The sequence below is a fragment of the Actinocatenispora rupis genome, assembly GCF_016861975.1.
GTDB lineage: Bacteria > Actinomycetota > Actinomycetes > Mycobacteriales > Micromonosporaceae > Actinocatenispora > Actinocatenispora rupis.
This window is the reverse complement of sequence record NZ_BOMB01000009.1, coordinates 87992-101418: the sequence shown is the minus strand read 5'-3', so window position 1 is coordinate 101418 and position 13427 is coordinate 87992. Positions and strand designations below refer to the sequence as shown.

At 72.9% G+C, this 13427-nt stretch carries 12 protein-coding genes; 4 read left to right on the top strand and 8 right to left on the bottom strand.

The annotated features are described in order from the left end of the window. Positions 1-12: 12 nt before the first annotated feature. Both Aru02nite_RS08170 and Aru02nite_RS08165 read left to right on the top strand, forming a co-directional pair. Positions 13-1044, top strand: coding sequence for a lactonase family protein (locus tag Aru02nite_RS08170; protein WP_203656253.1), 1032 nt, complete (start codon positions 13-15; stop codon positions 1042-1044). A 23-nt stretch (positions 1045-1067) separates the two neighbouring features. After that, a complete protein-coding gene (locus Aru02nite_RS08165; RefSeq protein WP_203656251.1) occupies positions 1068-2045 on the top strand; it encodes a Gfo/Idh/MocA family protein in 978 nt (325 codons plus the stop codon). A gap of 17 nt (positions 2046-2062) precedes the next feature. Here Aru02nite_RS08165 and Aru02nite_RS08160 read toward each other — a convergent pair whose 3' ends face one another. Both Aru02nite_RS08160 and Aru02nite_RS08155 read right to left on the bottom strand, forming a co-directional pair. Beyond that, complete coding sequence (locus Aru02nite_RS08160) at positions 2063-2914, bottom strand: N-acetylmuramoyl-L-alanine amidase (RefSeq protein WP_203656249.1); 852 nt, start codon at positions 2912-2914, stop codon at positions 2063-2065. A 29-nt stretch (positions 2915-2943) separates the two neighbouring features. Next, a complete protein-coding gene (locus tag Aru02nite_RS08155) occupies positions 2944-3351 on the bottom strand; it encodes a PIN domain-containing protein (RefSeq protein WP_203656247.1) in 408 nt (135 codons plus the stop codon). Positions 3352-3427: 76 nt separating this feature from the next. On the opposite strand from Aru02nite_RS08155, the gene Aru02nite_RS08150 reads away from it, so the two are divergent. Next, positions 3428-4183, top strand: a complete 756-nt coding sequence (locus Aru02nite_RS08150) for an ABC transporter permease (protein WP_203656245.1) — start codon at positions 3428-3430, stop codon at positions 4181-4183. Between the two features lie 30 nt (positions 4184-4213). On the opposite strand, the gene Aru02nite_RS08145 is transcribed toward Aru02nite_RS08150, so the two are convergent. Both Aru02nite_RS08145 and Aru02nite_RS08140 read right to left on the bottom strand, forming a co-directional pair. Then, complete coding sequence (locus Aru02nite_RS08145) at positions 4214-4861, bottom strand: acetate uptake transporter (RefSeq protein WP_203656244.1); 648 nt, start codon at positions 4859-4861, stop codon at positions 4214-4216. 195 nt (positions 4862-5056) lie between these two features. Beyond that, a complete protein-coding gene (locus tag Aru02nite_RS08140; protein ID WP_203656243.1) occupies positions 5057-6316 on the bottom strand; it encodes a L,D-transpeptidase in 1260 nt (419 codons plus the stop codon). Positions 6317-6818: 502 nt separating this feature from the next. On the opposite strand from Aru02nite_RS08140, the gene Aru02nite_RS08135 reads away from it, so the two are divergent. Further along, a complete protein-coding gene (locus Aru02nite_RS08135) occupies positions 6819-7811 on the top strand; it encodes a sigma-70 family RNA polymerase sigma factor (RefSeq protein ID WP_239076515.1) in 993 nt (330 codons plus the stop codon). A gap of 198 nt (positions 7812-8009) precedes the next feature. Here the strand turns inward: Aru02nite_RS08135 and Aru02nite_RS08130 are convergent, their stop codons facing one another. The 4 genes from Aru02nite_RS08130 to Aru02nite_RS08115 all read right to left on the bottom strand — a co-directional run bounded on the left by Aru02nite_RS08130 (position 8010) and on the right by Aru02nite_RS08115 (position 13379). Beyond that, entirely contained in the window at positions 8010-10106 is a 2097-nt protein-coding gene (locus Aru02nite_RS08130) for a S9 family peptidase (protein WP_203656238.1), read from the bottom strand. Between the two features lie 19 nt (positions 10107-10125). Beyond that, positions 10126-11343: a hypothetical protein gene (locus Aru02nite_RS08125; protein ID WP_203656237.1), complete on the bottom strand. Its 1218-nt coding sequence runs from the start codon at positions 11341-11343 to the stop codon at positions 10126-10128. Positions 11344-11399: 56 nt separating this feature from the next. Continuing rightward, a complete protein-coding gene (locus tag Aru02nite_RS08120) occupies positions 11400-12371 on the bottom strand; it encodes an acetylxylan esterase (protein ID WP_203656236.1) in 972 nt (323 codons plus the stop codon). 135 nt (positions 12372-12506) lie between these two features. After that, positions 12507-13379 (bottom strand): phytanoyl-CoA dioxygenase family protein, encoded by an 873-nt coding sequence (locus Aru02nite_RS08115; RefSeq protein ID WP_203656235.1) that lies wholly within the window; start codon positions 13377-13379, stop codon positions 12507-12509. Positions 13380-13427: the final 48 nt, after the last annotated feature.

Here is a 13427-nt window from a genome sequence, read left to right as displayed (position 1 = left end):
AACGGAGCGAACATGTCCGACAGATTCGTCCACCTCGGCTCGTACACGCCGGACTCCAGCGCGCCGGGGCGCGGCGCCGGGGTCACGGCGTACCGGCAGGATCCGGGGTCGGGGGCGCTCACCCCGGTCGGCGACGTGACGCCCGTCAGCGGGCCGTCCTTCCTCGCGTGGCACCCCACCGGCCGCTTCCTGTACGCGGTGACCGAGCGGCAGGACGGCTCCGTCAACGGGTACGCGGTGGACGGCGCGGCGCTGCGCCCGCTCGGCTCGCGGCCGACCGGCGGCAGCGACCCCTGCCACCTGTCCGTCGACCCGACCGGCCGGTACCTGGTGACCGCGAACTACGGCAGCGGTTCGGTGTCGGTGCACCCGATCGCCACCGACGGGTCGCTCGGCGAGCGGGTGGATCTGGTGCAGCGCAAGGGATCCGGCCCGGTGACCGACCGCCAGGAGGGGCCGCACGCGCACCAGGCGCGCTTCGACCCCGCCGGACGGTACGTGCTCGTCAACGACCTCGGCACGGACACGGTCACCGCGTACCGGCTGGAGGGCGGGAAGCTGGTGGAGTCCGCGCGCACCGCGCTGCCGGCCGGGACCGGGCCGCGGCACCTGGCCTTCGGTGCCGGCGACCGGGTGTACCTGGCGGGCGAGCTGGACTCCAGCGTCACCGCGCTGGAGTACGACGCGGGGTCGGGCGCGCTGACGGCCGTCGGTTCGGTCCGGTCCACCGGGTACGACGGGGTCAGCTTTCCCAGCGAGATCGCCGCCTCCGCCGACGGCCGGTACGTTTACGTCGCGAACCGCGGCCCGAACACGGTCTGCGTACTCGCGGCCGAACCGGCCGGCGTACGGCTGGTCGCGGAGGTCGGCACCGGCGGCGACTGGCCGCGGCACCTGCTGCTGCTCGGCGACTTCCTCTACGTGGCCAACCAGAACTCCGACACCGTCGGCATCTTCCGCGTCGACGGCGACACCGGCGTACCGGAGCCGGCCGGCAGCCTGGCCGTACCGAGTCCGGCGTGTCTGATCGCCAGCCTGTCGTGACCGCGGGCCGGTAGATTCGGCCGGTGGACTCGCTGCAGATCGGCGCGCTCGGCGCCGCGCGCATCACCCCGCAGGCGCTGATCAGACCGGCCCGTTCGGTACCGGAGGCGGCCGTGGTGGCGGTCGCCGCCCGGGACCGGGCGCGGGCGGACGCGTTCGCGACCCGGCACGGCGTGCCCGTCGTACACGCCGACTATGCGGCGCTGGTGGACGATCCGGCGCTCGACGCGGTGTACGTGCCGCTGCCGAACTCGCTGCACGCCGAGTGGACGGTCCGCGCGATCGAGGCCGGCAAGCACGTGCTGTGCGAGAAGCCGTTCACGGCCAACGCCGAGGAGGCGCAACGGGTCGCCGACGCGGCGGCGGCCAGCGACCGGGTGGTGATGGAGGCGTTCCACTACCGGTACCACCCGGTCGTGGACCGCGCGCTCGACCTGCTCGCCGCCGGCACGATCGGCACCGTACGGCGGGTCGAGGCGCGCATGTGCTTCCCGCTGCCGCGCCGCGGCGACATCCGGTTCCGCGCCGACCTGGCCGGCGGCGCCACCATGGACGCCGGCTGCTACGCCCTGCACTGCCTGCGTACGCTCGGGCCCGGTGAACCGACCGTCGTCGCCGCCCGCGCCCGGCTCCGCGCCAGCGACGTGGACCGCGCGATGACCGCGCTGCTGCGGTACCCGAACGGCGCGACCGGCCGGATGACCTGCTCGCTCTGGTCGTCCGACGTGCTCGGGGTGTCCTGCGTGGTGCACGGCGACGCGGGCCGGCTGCGCATCACCAACTACGTCGCCCCCCAGTACTGGCACCGGCTCAGCGTGCGGACCGCGACGCGGCGCTGGCACGAGCGGGTCGCCGGCGAGGCGTCGTACACCCACCAGCTGCGCGCGTTCACCACCGCCGCGCTGCACGGCGGCCCGGTCCTCACGCCCGCCTCCGACGCGGTACGGACCATGCGCCTCATCGACGACGTGTACCGGCACGCCGGCCTGCACCCGCGCTGAGCGAGCCGGGCCGGCGGTCAGCGGAGGTACGCGCGCATCGCGGTGTCGAGCGAGCGGGCGATGCGCTGCCGGAACGCGGCGGACGACAGGTCCTTCGCGTCGCCGGCGTTGCGCATGTTCCCGCACTCCAGGAGGACCTTCGGCACCGTGGACAGGTTCAGCCCGGCCATGTCGGACCGGGGGTCGATGCCCTCGGTGCCGATGTAGTTGGCGGGCGGCATCCCCGTGCCCGACTCGTACGCGTCGCGCACGGCGAGCGCGAGCCGGCGCGAGCGGGCGAGGACGGCGCTGCCGCCGCTCATCCGTACCGGCTGCATGACGTGGAAGCCGTGGCCGGACAGCAGGTTGCCGTCGGCGTGTACGGAGATCGCGGCGTCGGCGTGCGCCCGGTTGCCGACCGCGGCCCGGACGTCGACGCACGGGCCGACGCTGTGGTCGTCCTTGCGGGTCAGGACGACGCGCGCGCCGTCGGCCCGGAGCAGCGCGGTCAGCCGCTTCGTCACGTCCCAGGTGAACGCCGCCTCGTGGTAGCCGGCGTTCGTCTCGGTACCGGTCGTGTCGCACGGCTTGCGGAACCCGCCGGCGTCGACGAGCTGGTCGATCACCGAGGTGTGCCCGAAGTTGCCGTCGTTGTGCCCGGCGTCGAGCACGATCACCTTGCCCTGCAAGGGTTTCCGCCGCCCGGTCGGGGAGGACGACCCCGCCGACGAGGGCGGTGCGGCGCTCGGCGACGGTGCCGCCGACCCCGCCGTACGGGAGGGTGTCGGGGAGGCCGAGTCCGCCCGCGACCCGCTGGCCGTGGCGCGCGGTCCGCACCCGGCCAGCGTCAGTACGGCGGCCAGTAGCGCCACCCACGTCCACCTACGCATCCGCCGTACCGTACCGGATGGACGGTCGGTCATCGTGGATACACGGTGCGTGGGCCGATCACGTCGGCGCCGAGCCGGCGTACCCGGTCGCGGAGTTCGCGGTCGGCCGTCACGACCAGGCACGGCGGGGACGGCATCGCGGACAGCTCGTCGGCGACCAGGTCGACGATCGCGTCGTCCCCGGACCGCGGCGCAGCCAGCACCGTCACCCCCTCCACCCCCGGTACGCCACGCGCCGCGCCCTCCACCACCAGCACGATCCGTACCGGCCCGGTCGCCCAGTCCGGCGTGCCGCCACCCGGCGGCAACCCGTCCACCAGCGGTACGAGCGCGTCGCGCAGCCGGGTCGCCGCGCCCGCCCGGTCCCGCCACCAGCCGTCGGGCACCGAGCCGACCACGTTCGCCGCGTCCACCACGACCAGCGGGCTCTCCGTCACCCGGCCAGCCTCGCACAGCCCCGCCCGGAGGTACCCCGGTGCCGCGCCGCGGTCCGGGACGCGGTGAGATCGGAGCATGAACGGCAACGCGATCCCGCTCGGCCCCACCCTGGCCGCGGTACTCGTGGCGCTGGCCCTGCTGGCCGCGACGGTCGCCGCGCTCGGCCGGCTCGGCGTCGGCCGCCGCGTCCTGACCGCCTCGGTACGCGCCGCGCTCCAGCTCACCGCCGTCTCCCTGGTGATCGCCGCGGTACTCCGGTCGCTCGCGCTGACCGCCCTGTTCGTCGCCCTGATGTACTCGGTCGCCTCGGTGACCTCGGCGCGCCGCATCACCCGGTCCCGTACCGGGCTGTGGGCGGCCGTACCGATCGCGGCGGGGCTGGTGCCGGCGCTCGCGCTGATCCTCGGCTCCGGCCTGGTACCGCTGACCGGCATCGCGATCGTGCCGATCGCCGGCATCCTCATCGGCGGCGCGATGACCGCCACCTCGCTGTCCGGCCGCCGCGCCCTCGACGAACTCGCCACCCGGCACGGCGAGTACGAGGCGGCGCTGGCGCTGGGGTTCTCCCGCCGCGCCGCCGTACTGGAGGTGTGCCGGCCGTCGGCGGCGCAGGCACTCGTACCGGCGCTGGACCAGACCCGTACGGTCGGGCTCGTGACGCTGCCCGGCGCGTTCGTCGGCGTACTCCTCGGTGGTGCCTCACCGCTCGCCGCCGGCGCCGCCCAGCTCCTGGTCCTGATCGCCCTGCTCGCCGTCGAGTCCGTCGCCGTACTCGTCGCGGTCGAGCTGGTGGCCGCCGGCCGGCTCACCAGACGCGCCGACGGCCGGTGAGCCTCGCCCACCGGCCGTCGGGTCGTTGCATCAGTGACTGTGCGCCACGGGTGCCTCGGAGTGCATCCGGCCGCTCAACATCGGCGACCCGACCTTCAGCACGGTACGACCCGCCGTGCCGTTGAGGACCCCCGCGAACGACGTGTACCAGGCGACGGCAGCGGTCACCACGCCCACGTACCCGCCGATCTTGGTGATCGTGGCATTGCTGCTGAAGGCACCGATGAACAGCAGTACCTCGGTGGCTTGCAGGGTCAGGAAGACCCCGAACACCGCCTCGTTCACCTGCGTGCTCGCCACCAGCATGTACACGTTGAAGATCGCGAACGCCAGCAGGATCCAGCCCAGGTCGTTGTTGAGCTGCGCGGGCGTCGCATGCGGCGCGGCGAGCAGAACGTACAGCCCGAGGCCGATCCAGAACCCGCCGTACGAGCTGAACGCGGTCGCCCCGAACACGTTGCGCCGACGGAACTCCCACATCCCGGCCAGCAACTGGGCCAGGCCGCCGTACGCGAACGCGTAGCCCAGCCATGCGTCCGTGCCGTGGGTCCAGCCGGCGTTCTTCGCCGACAACAGGAAGGTGGTCAGCGCGAACGCGGCCAGCCCGAGCGGGGCGGGATCCGCGACGGAATGGGTCGGCGCTGTTGCGCCGGCGGAGTCCTTCTCGACGTCTGTCATGACGGCTCCCCTCGACGAGCGGAGTTGGGTGGGAACACCCCTCCTCGGCGATCGTAACGCCACGTGTGAGGGTCATCACCACTCCGCGAGCCCTTAATTTCCGGTACTCCGGGTTTGGTGACGAAACGACCGATACGGACAGCCGAACGGCCGCCGCCCGGTCACCCGGACGACGGCCGTCAGACGTCGAAACGGTTACTTCAGGGCCGAACCCTGCACCCACTTGTCCCAGCTCAGGTTCCAGTCGCCGTACCCACGGTCGACGGTCACCTTGTCCGGCGTGCCACTCATGATCACCACGTCGCCCGGCCGCAGGTTGTCGTACGCCCACTTGGCGTCCTGGTCGCTCAGGTTGAAGCAGCCGTGCGAGTCGTTCTGCTTGCCGTGCAGCCCCACGTTCCACGGGGCGGCGTGCAGGTAGATGCCGTCACCGGTCAGCCGGGTGCCCCAGTTGACGTACACGTCGTACGCCTGGGGGTTGTTCTTCGCGATGCCCCAGGACGACGAGGTCATGTGCACCCGCTTCTCCTGGTCCATGACGACCATCGTGCCGCTCGGCGTCCACAGCGAGACGTTGTTGCCGTACTTGTCCTGGATGTAGCCGCCCTTGCCGCCGCTGAACGGCATGTCGCGGATCTGCTTGCCGTCCTTGTAGACCTTCATGTGCAGCGACTTGTTGTCGGCGATCGCGACGATCGAGCTGCCGATCGTGAACGACGCGGCCCGGTCCTCCTGGCCCCACAGCCCCTTGCCCATGTTCACGCCGTACACGTCGGCGGAGACGGTGACCTTCGTGCCGGGCGTCCAGTACTTGCCGGCGTCGGTCTTCGGCCGCCAGTGCACGTCCTGCGCGCTGATCCAGTGCCAGGACCCCTCGACCGACGGGCTCGTGGTGACCTTCAGCGACTTCTCCGCCGCGGCCTTGTCCGGGATCGGCTCGTCGAAGTGCACCATCACGGGCTCACCCACGCCGTACGTCTTGCCGTTGGCGTTCTGGATGTACGGCAGGGTGTAGTTGCCCGGCGTGACCGTACTGAACGAGCTGGCGGCGTTGACCTTCTTGCCGTCCGGGTTCGCCGCGGTCGCCGCCACCTTGTACGTCTTGCCGTAGCCCAGCTTCTCGGCCGACGTCCACGTCGTCTTGTCGCTCGACAGGGTGCCCTTGACCTCCTTGCCGGCGGCGTTCGTCAGGGCGACCGACGAGAGCGTGCCGTGCGCGGCGGTGACCACCACGTGGTCGCCGGGCGAGACCTTCTTCGTCCCGGTGGCCGGGGTGATGGACAGCGTGGCGGCCGGCACCGGCTTGCCGCCACCGCCCCCGTCACTGCCGCTGCCGCTCTTGCCGGCGGCCTTGTCGGAACCGCCGTTGCAGCCGGCCAGCAGCATCGCGGTGACGCCGGTGGCGAGCACGACGACCGCCAGCCGACCACGACCGCGCCACGGACGACGTGGCATGGAAGCCTCCCCTGTATCCGACCGGCGGGGGGTGCCGGTCGCCTCAACCAGAGTGTCCGTCCGCCGGCGGGACCGCAGGCGGTACAGACCTGACAATCCCCGCCCGCCCGGCGTCCGCGATGGGTGGTTCGCGGTGGATGTCGGGAAAGCGGGGTTGCGTGGGCGGCCCGTCCCCCGGGGCCTCCCGGTGTATCAACGCATCGGCGCGGCCCGAGGGTTGCAGCCGCGATCCACATCGTAACGACGAAGTGCCACGGGTGGCATCTCCCGGGAACCCCGTTGAGAGCCGCGGCACGCACCGATGTGCGGCTGACTCCCCTATTCGTGCCAACGCCTTCCCGGGCAGTTCCCGGATTCGTGCCACCTGGCTGTCGCGGCGCTCCGTGACGGCCTCCGCCCCGGTGGAATCTCTTCCATCGGGTCGAGGCGCGAGCAGCGTAACGGCCCGGGCCAAGGCGGACAGGAGCGCGGACCACGCGCCAGGCACGGGAGGCGGGAGACGGTGGCCCTTCCACTGAGCGAGGAGTACGTGACGACCCGGGTGCAGTCCGACGACCGGGCCGGCTCGGCGGACCTGGTGCGTACGTACCTGAACGCGATCGGGCGGGTGCGGCTGCTGACCGCCGCCGACGAGGTCACCCTGGCCCGGCGGGTCGAGGCGGGGCTGTACGCCGCGGAGATCCTCGCCGGCCGGTGCACCGAGGGCGCCACCGCCGAGGCGTACGCCGCGGATCCGGACGCGCTGCGGGCCACGCTGGTCCGCGTGGTGACCGAGGGCGACGCGGCCCGCAACCGGCTGCTGGAGGCCAACCTGCGGCTGGTCGTCTCCATCGCCAAGCGGTACACGAACCGCGGGATCCCGTTCCTGGACCTGATCCAGGAGGGCAACCTGGGTCTGATCCGCGCGGTCGAGAAGTTCGACTACGCCAAGGGGTACAAGTTCTCCACGTACGCGACGTGGTGGATCCGGCAGGCGGTGACCCGCGCGATGGCCGAGCAGTCCCGGACGATCCGGCTGCCCGTGCACATGGTCGAGCAGGTCAACAAGATGGTCCGGGCCCGGCGCGAGCTGGCGATGCAGCTCGGTCGCGAGCCGGGGCACGTCGAGATCGCCGAGGCGCTGGGCGTACCGCCGACCGAGGTGCTGGAGCTGATCAGCTACGACCGGGATCCGGTGAGCCTGGACCAGGGTGTCGGTGAGGACGGCGAGAGTTCGCTGGGCGACTTCGTCCGGCCGCAGGAGGGCGACGACGACAACGTCTCGTACGGCTTCCTCAAGCACGCGCTGGAGGGTGTGCTGTCCACGCTGACCGAGCGGGAGCAGGCCGTCATCCGCCTGCGGTACGGGCTGGACGACGACCGGCAGCGGACGCTCGACGAGGTCGGCCGCGAGTTCGGGCTCTCGCGCGAGCGGATCCGGCAGATCGAGAAGATGACGCTGCTGAAGCTGCGCCGCCCGGACAACGTGAGCCGGCTGCGCGACTACGTGGGCTGAGCCGGTAGGCCCGGGGGCGGGCGGTCGGCGACGTACGAGGGGCACCGCCGCGGTGGGTCGCGGCGGTGCCCGCTGCCGTCGGGGACGCGGATTCCGTTGGTGGCGCGGCGTTCTGGCGGCGCCGCGTTTTGGTGGCGCGGCGTTCTGGTGGCGCGGCGTTCTGGTGGCGCGGCGTTCTGGTGGCGCCCGGACGCGGGGTCAGGGGCGGGACGGGCGCAGGGCGCGGTCGAGGAAGTCCAGCTCCACCAGCGGCAGGTGCGCGGTCGCCGTACCGGACATGTGGGTGACGCCGGTGAGCGGCAGTACGGCGTGCGGGCGGCCGGCGGCGAGCAGCGCGCCGGACAGCCGCAGCGTGTGCGCGACCACCACGTTGTCGTCGACCATGCCGTGCACCAGCAGCAGCGGCCGGGTCAGCTTCGGCGCGTCCGGGATCAGCGAGCTCCGCCGGTACGCCTCGGGATCCTCGGCCGGGTCGCCGAGGTAGCGCTCCTGCCAGTGCGTGTCGTACAGGAGGGGGTCGGTGACGGGGGCGCCGGCGACGGCGACGTGGAAGACGTCCGGGCGGCGCAGGACGGCGGCGGCCGACAGGTAGCCGCCGTACGACCAGCCGCGGATGCCGACCCGGCCGAGGTCCAGCTCCGGGTACTCGGCGGCCGCGGCGTGCAGCGCGTCGACCTGGTCGGCCAGCGCGTACGTGAGCTTGTCGCCGCGGATCGAGTGTTCCCAGCGGGGCCCGCGCCCCGGCGTACCGCGGCCGTCGGCGACGAGCACCGCGTACCCCTGCTCGGCGAACCACTGGGACAGCAGGTACGGGGCGGTGGCGTGCACGGCGACCTGACCGTGCGGCCCGCCGTACGGGTCGAGCAGGACGGGGAGCGGGCCGCCCGACGCGCGGTCGTACCAGGAGGGGAGCAGGACGGCGGTGCGCAGCTCCCGCTCGCCGAGGGAGTGGATCCGCACCCGGGGTGTCAGGGACGGAACGGCGGCGGTCGAGGCGATCGCGGTGTCGGTGCCGGCGACCGTGACCCGGACCCCCTGGTACGCCAGCGACCGGGAGAGCAGGACGGTGGTGCCACCGCCGACCGCCGCCGCGTGTACGCCGGGCCCGGTGGACACCCGGACCGCGCCGGTGTCCGGCCGCCAGCGCCACACGTGCTGTTCGGTGGGTTCGTCGCTGGCGAGGAACACGACCGCGTCGCCGTCCACCGCGGTCACCTCGCGCAGTTGCAGGCCGGGCGGGGTGACCGGCTCGCCGGCCACGACCAGCCGCCGGGTGTCGGTCGCGGCGTCGTCGGTCGACCACACCAGCTCGCCGGACGCGGTCGTCGCGGGCAGCCCGGGGACCAGCTCCCACCACGCGTCGTCGTGGTCGGCGTGCACCGTGCTCGTGGCGCCGGTCGCGGTGTCGACCGCCAGCACCCGTACGTCGCGCTGGGAACGGTTCTGCACCAGCAGCAGGAGCGCCGAGTCCGACCAGTGCACCTCCGCCAGGTACTCGTACCCGCGGTCCCACACCACCTCGGTACGGGAACCGTCGGCCACGTCGTACAGCCAGAGGGTGGTGACGGCGTTGGGGGTGCCGGCGGCGGGGTAGCGGACGGCACGCGGCTCGGCGGTCGGATCGGCCGGATCCGCCAGGTACCACCGGGTGACGGGGGACTCGTCGACCCGGGCGACGAGCAGCCGGGTGCCGTCCGGCGACCACCAGTGGCCGCGGTGCCGGTGCATCGACTCGCCCGCCACGTGGTCGGGCAGTCCGTACGTCACGGCGTCGTCCTCGGCCACCGCCAGGGCGCGGTCGTGCCCGCCGTCCACGTCGACGAGCCGGACCGCGCGGTCCGCCACGTACGCCACGGTGCGGCCGGCCGGGTCGAGCCGCGGGTCGAGGACGGATCCGGTGGCGGGCAAGGAAACCGGCGCACCGTCCGCGACCGTCCACAGTCGACCGTCCACGGTGAACACGACGCGCCGCGCATCGGCGTCCGTGGCGTACGAGACGATGCCGGCGGCGGACTCGCGGGTCCGTTCCCGCAGCGCGCGTTCGGCCGCGGACAGCTCGCCGCCGGACAGCGCGCCGCCGTCCGCGACGAGCGTCTCCACGCCCGTCGCCACGTCCAGCCGCCACAGCGACGTCGTCCGGTCGGTACCGCCGGCCGCGCGCAGGAACAGCACCCGGGTGCCGTCCGGCGCGACCGTGACGTTCCTCGGCTGCCCGTACCGGAACCGGCCGGTCGCGGCGTACTCGGGCAGGAAGTCCGGCAGTGCGGCCGCCGGCCGCGGCGCGTCGTCAGTCATGGGTTCACCCTGCCAGGGATCACCGCCCGGTCAACGTGTGCCACGGCACGTGCACCACGACCCGTTCGCGGAGCTGTTCGTTGACGAGCCACAGCGCGCCGGTGTCCGGCCAGTACGCGAGGTTCTGGGTGTTGACGGGCGCCTCGGTGAGGCTCGACGTGGAGACGCCGCCGACGCCGCCGTGCAGGCAGCTCGGATGGTCGCCGGCCTGCCCCGCGAACTCCGGGCAGGTGCCCGCGATGACGAAGTACCCGCCGTACGCGGTGGCGCCCTGCATCGCCCAGACGGGCGAGGAGAACGCCTCGGTGGCGTGCACGTCGCCGACGCCGTCGGTGGCGAGCAGCCCGGTGGAGGCGTCGACCGGCCACCGTACGACGCGGCCGCCGGACTGGCCGGCCACGTACTCGACGGACACCAGCGAACCGTCCGAGTGGTCGAGCGCGACGCTGGAGAAGCACGGCTTCACACCGGTCTGCACGGCGCAGCCGCCGCCGGCGTACCAGTAGGAGCCGACCATCGGCAGCGCCCACGCGTGGTAACGCGCGTGGTACCTGCCGTCGGTGCCGAGGCCGACGGTGGCGGAGCTGGCGTCCATGGCCCAGAAGTGGTTCAGGTCGAAGACCCGGATCACCGTGCTGGACACCAGGAACAGCCGGTGCCCGCTCCACACCAGGCCGTCGCCGTGGCTGGCGACCGCGGCGAAGTCGTCGTCCGACGTGGGCTCCACGAGCAGCGCGTGCCGGTACGTGCCGTTCGAGGTGTCCACGAACGACACCCGCACGTACTTGTTCGCGTCCACGTCGGTGCCGTTGGGCGGGGTGCCGTAGTGCCAGTCGACGGCGACGACGCGGCGACCGCCGACGCCGGGCGCGGTCGAGTCGTCGGATCCGGTGAGCCCCTGCGGGATCCACGTGTTGTCGGTGTCGTCGGCGCCGGACTGCCAGCAGAAGCCGGCCGGGCTCAGCGACGCGTTCAGGTACGTGTCGTGGCAGAGCGCGCGGGTCGGGTAGTTGACGCTCGCGAGTACGTCGGTGAGCGGGTGCGCGGCGAGTTGCGGGTGGCCGGACTCCAGGTGCGCCACCCGGTCGCCGTACGTGGCGAAGGTGGTGCCCTGGACGAGTTGGAAGCCGGACGCGTCGATCCGGGGAAACGCCGCGGCGGCCGACGCGGGACCGGGTACGGCGAGCGAGAGTGCGGTGACGAGCAGGACCAGGGAGAGCACACGCGAACCGGGCATCGACCCACCTCCTGGGACAGGAAGGATATTGTCGATGCCCGGCGAAAATCAGTCAATCAGGGCCGCAACAGATCCCGCACGTACCGGAGCTGCTCGGCGCGCTGGAAGCCCGCGCCACCCTCGTGCTCGTTGTACGCCCACACCCGGATGTCCTTCTCCCCCGCGTAGTGGTTGTACGCCGCGTACACCGTCGACGGCGGGCAGATCGGGTCCATCAGGCCCACCGAGAACAGCGCCGGCGCCGTCGCGTGCGCCGCGAAGTTCACGCCGTCGAAGTACGCCAGCGACGCGAACACCTGCTCCACCTCGTCCCGGTGGGTCCGGCAGTACTGCGTGATCTCGTGGTACGGGTTCTCGTCCGTGATCTCCGTGGCGCGCCGGTACTGGCACAGGAACGGCACGTCCGGCATGACCCCGTACAGGTCGTCGGCGAGGCCGGACACCGCGAGCGTGATGCCGCCGCCCTGGCTGCCACCCGTCACGATCACCCGGGCCGGGTCGACCCGCGGATGCTCGCGCGCCACGTCGACCGCGCGTACCGCGTCGGTGAAGACCCGGCGGTAGTAGTAGTGCTCCGGGTCGGTGATGCCGCGGGTCATGAAGCCCGGCGTGTTCGGCAGGCCGGTCGCGTCCGGATCGGGCGTGGCGCCGACGGTCGAGCCGTTCGAGCCCTGGCCGCGGGTGTCCATCACCAGGTGCGCGTACCCGGCGGCGGACCACGCCAGCCACTCGTGCGGCAGCCCCCGCCCGCCGTTGTACCCGATGTACTCGACGACGCACGGCAACGGGCCCTCGGTGTGCCTCGGCAGCAGGAACCAGCCACGCACCGGCTGCCCGTCGAACCCGGAGAACGTCACGTCGAACACGTCGACCGTGGCGAGGGCCGCGTCGTACGGCTCGAAGACGGCCGGGGTGGCCTTCGCGCGGGCCTGCTTCAGCGTGCCGCTCCAGAACTCGGCGAAGTCCGCCGGCTCGGTCCGCTCCGGCCGGTACTCCCGGAGCCTGTCCAGTGGCCAGTCGACCAGCATGTGCCACAACCTTTCGGTGCCGGGGACGGACGTCATCCCCCTGTGGAGAGGCGGGCCCGCCGCCGCACCGCGCTGTGCACCGGGCGTGTCCCGCGCGGGGTCGCCGATCGGCCGGCCCACGCGGATGTCACTAAATCAGAGCCCGTCGCCGTCGTGCCAGTGCCGCTGCCACCGCCAGTCGATCGGCTCGTCCGCGCGCTGGTACCGAATGTCGGTGGACAGCCGCATCCGGCCCGCGGTGTCCACGTTGTCCAGCGACGCGTGGATGACGTGCGCCGAGTGCACCACCATGTCGCCCGCCGCGTAGTCCGCCACCAACCACCTCCCCCGGTACTCGTCGGCCAGCGCCGGCAGGTCGGCGGTGATGCCCGCGGCCGGCCGGCGCCCGCCACGCCGCAGGGTGAACGGCGCGGACAGCGTGCCGGCCGCCTCCTCGGCGAGTACCCGGAGGTGGCTGCGTTCCAGGTACACGAGGCCGCCGAGGGACACCGGGCAGTCGCCGAGCGGGATCCACGAGCTGAGCACCCGGTCCGTGCCCTCCCGCAGGTACACGAGGTCGTAGTGGGCCTGGGTGGTCGTGCCGACGCCGCGCTCGCCGGGGCGGGTGTGCCGCAGGATCTTCCGCCGGTGCAGGAACGTCTCCCCGCCGAGGAACCACGCGTACCAGTCCCGGACCGCCGGCTGCGTGCAGAACCGTTGGTACGCCAGGCTCGGCACCACGTACCGGAAGAGTCGGTGGCGCAGCGCCGCCGCGTCGACCGGCCCGTCCGCGGCCGTACCGTCGGAGCCCGGGACGACGAGCCCGGTGCCGGCGAGCGCGTCGAAGTACCAGCGGCGGAAGGCCCGGACGTCGTCGGCGTCGAGCGCGCCCGGCAGGTACAGGTGGCCCTCGGCGCGCAGCCGCGCCCACAGCGCGTCCCGGTCGTGCCGTTCGCGGTCGGGTACGGGGGCCAGCTCGCCGAGCCGGTCCGGCGCGGCGGACAGCACGTACCCGTTCGAGGTCAGCATGCCTCCAGCGTCGGCACCCGGCCGGGTGGCCGCCATGGACTCCACGCC

What these genes read in the sequence shown, in the direction of transcription:
- Aru02nite_RS08170 (WP_203656253.1), top strand. Translation starts at nt 13, where the DNA reads ATGTCCGACAGATTCGTCCACCTCGGCTCGTACACGCCGGACTCCAGC.
- Aru02nite_RS08160 (WP_203656249.1), bottom strand. Translation starts at nt 2,914, where the DNA reads ATGCGTAGGTGGACGTGGGTGGCGCTACTGGCCGCCGTACTGACGCTG.
- Aru02nite_RS08150 (WP_203656245.1), top strand. Translation starts at nt 3,428, where the DNA reads ATGAACGGCAACGCGATCCCGCTCGGCCCCACCCTGGCCGCGGTACTC.
- Aru02nite_RS08145 (WP_203656244.1), bottom strand. Translation starts at nt 4,861, where the DNA reads ATGACAGACGTCGAGAAGGACTCCGCCGGCGCAACAGCGCCGACCCAT.
- Aru02nite_RS08140 (WP_203656243.1), bottom strand. Translation starts at nt 6,316, where the DNA reads ATGCCACGTCGTCCGTGGCGCGGTCGTGGTCGGCTGGCGGTCGTCGTG.
- Aru02nite_RS08130 (WP_203656238.1), bottom strand. Translation starts at nt 10,106, where the DNA reads ATGACTGACGACGCGCCGCGGCCGGCGGCCGCACTGCCGGACTTCCTG.
- Aru02nite_RS08125 (WP_203656237.1), bottom strand. Translation starts at nt 11,343, where the DNA reads ATGCCCGGTTCGCGTGTGCTCTCCCTGGTCCTGCTCGTCACCGCACTC.
- Aru02nite_RS08120 (WP_203656236.1), bottom strand. Translation starts at nt 12,371, where the DNA reads ATGCTGGTCGACTGGCCACTGGACAGGCTCCGGGAGTACCGGCCGGAG.
- Aru02nite_RS08115 (WP_203656235.1), bottom strand. Translation starts at nt 13,379, where the DNA reads ATGCTGACCTCGAACGGGTACGTGCTGTCCGCCGCGCCGGACCGGCTC.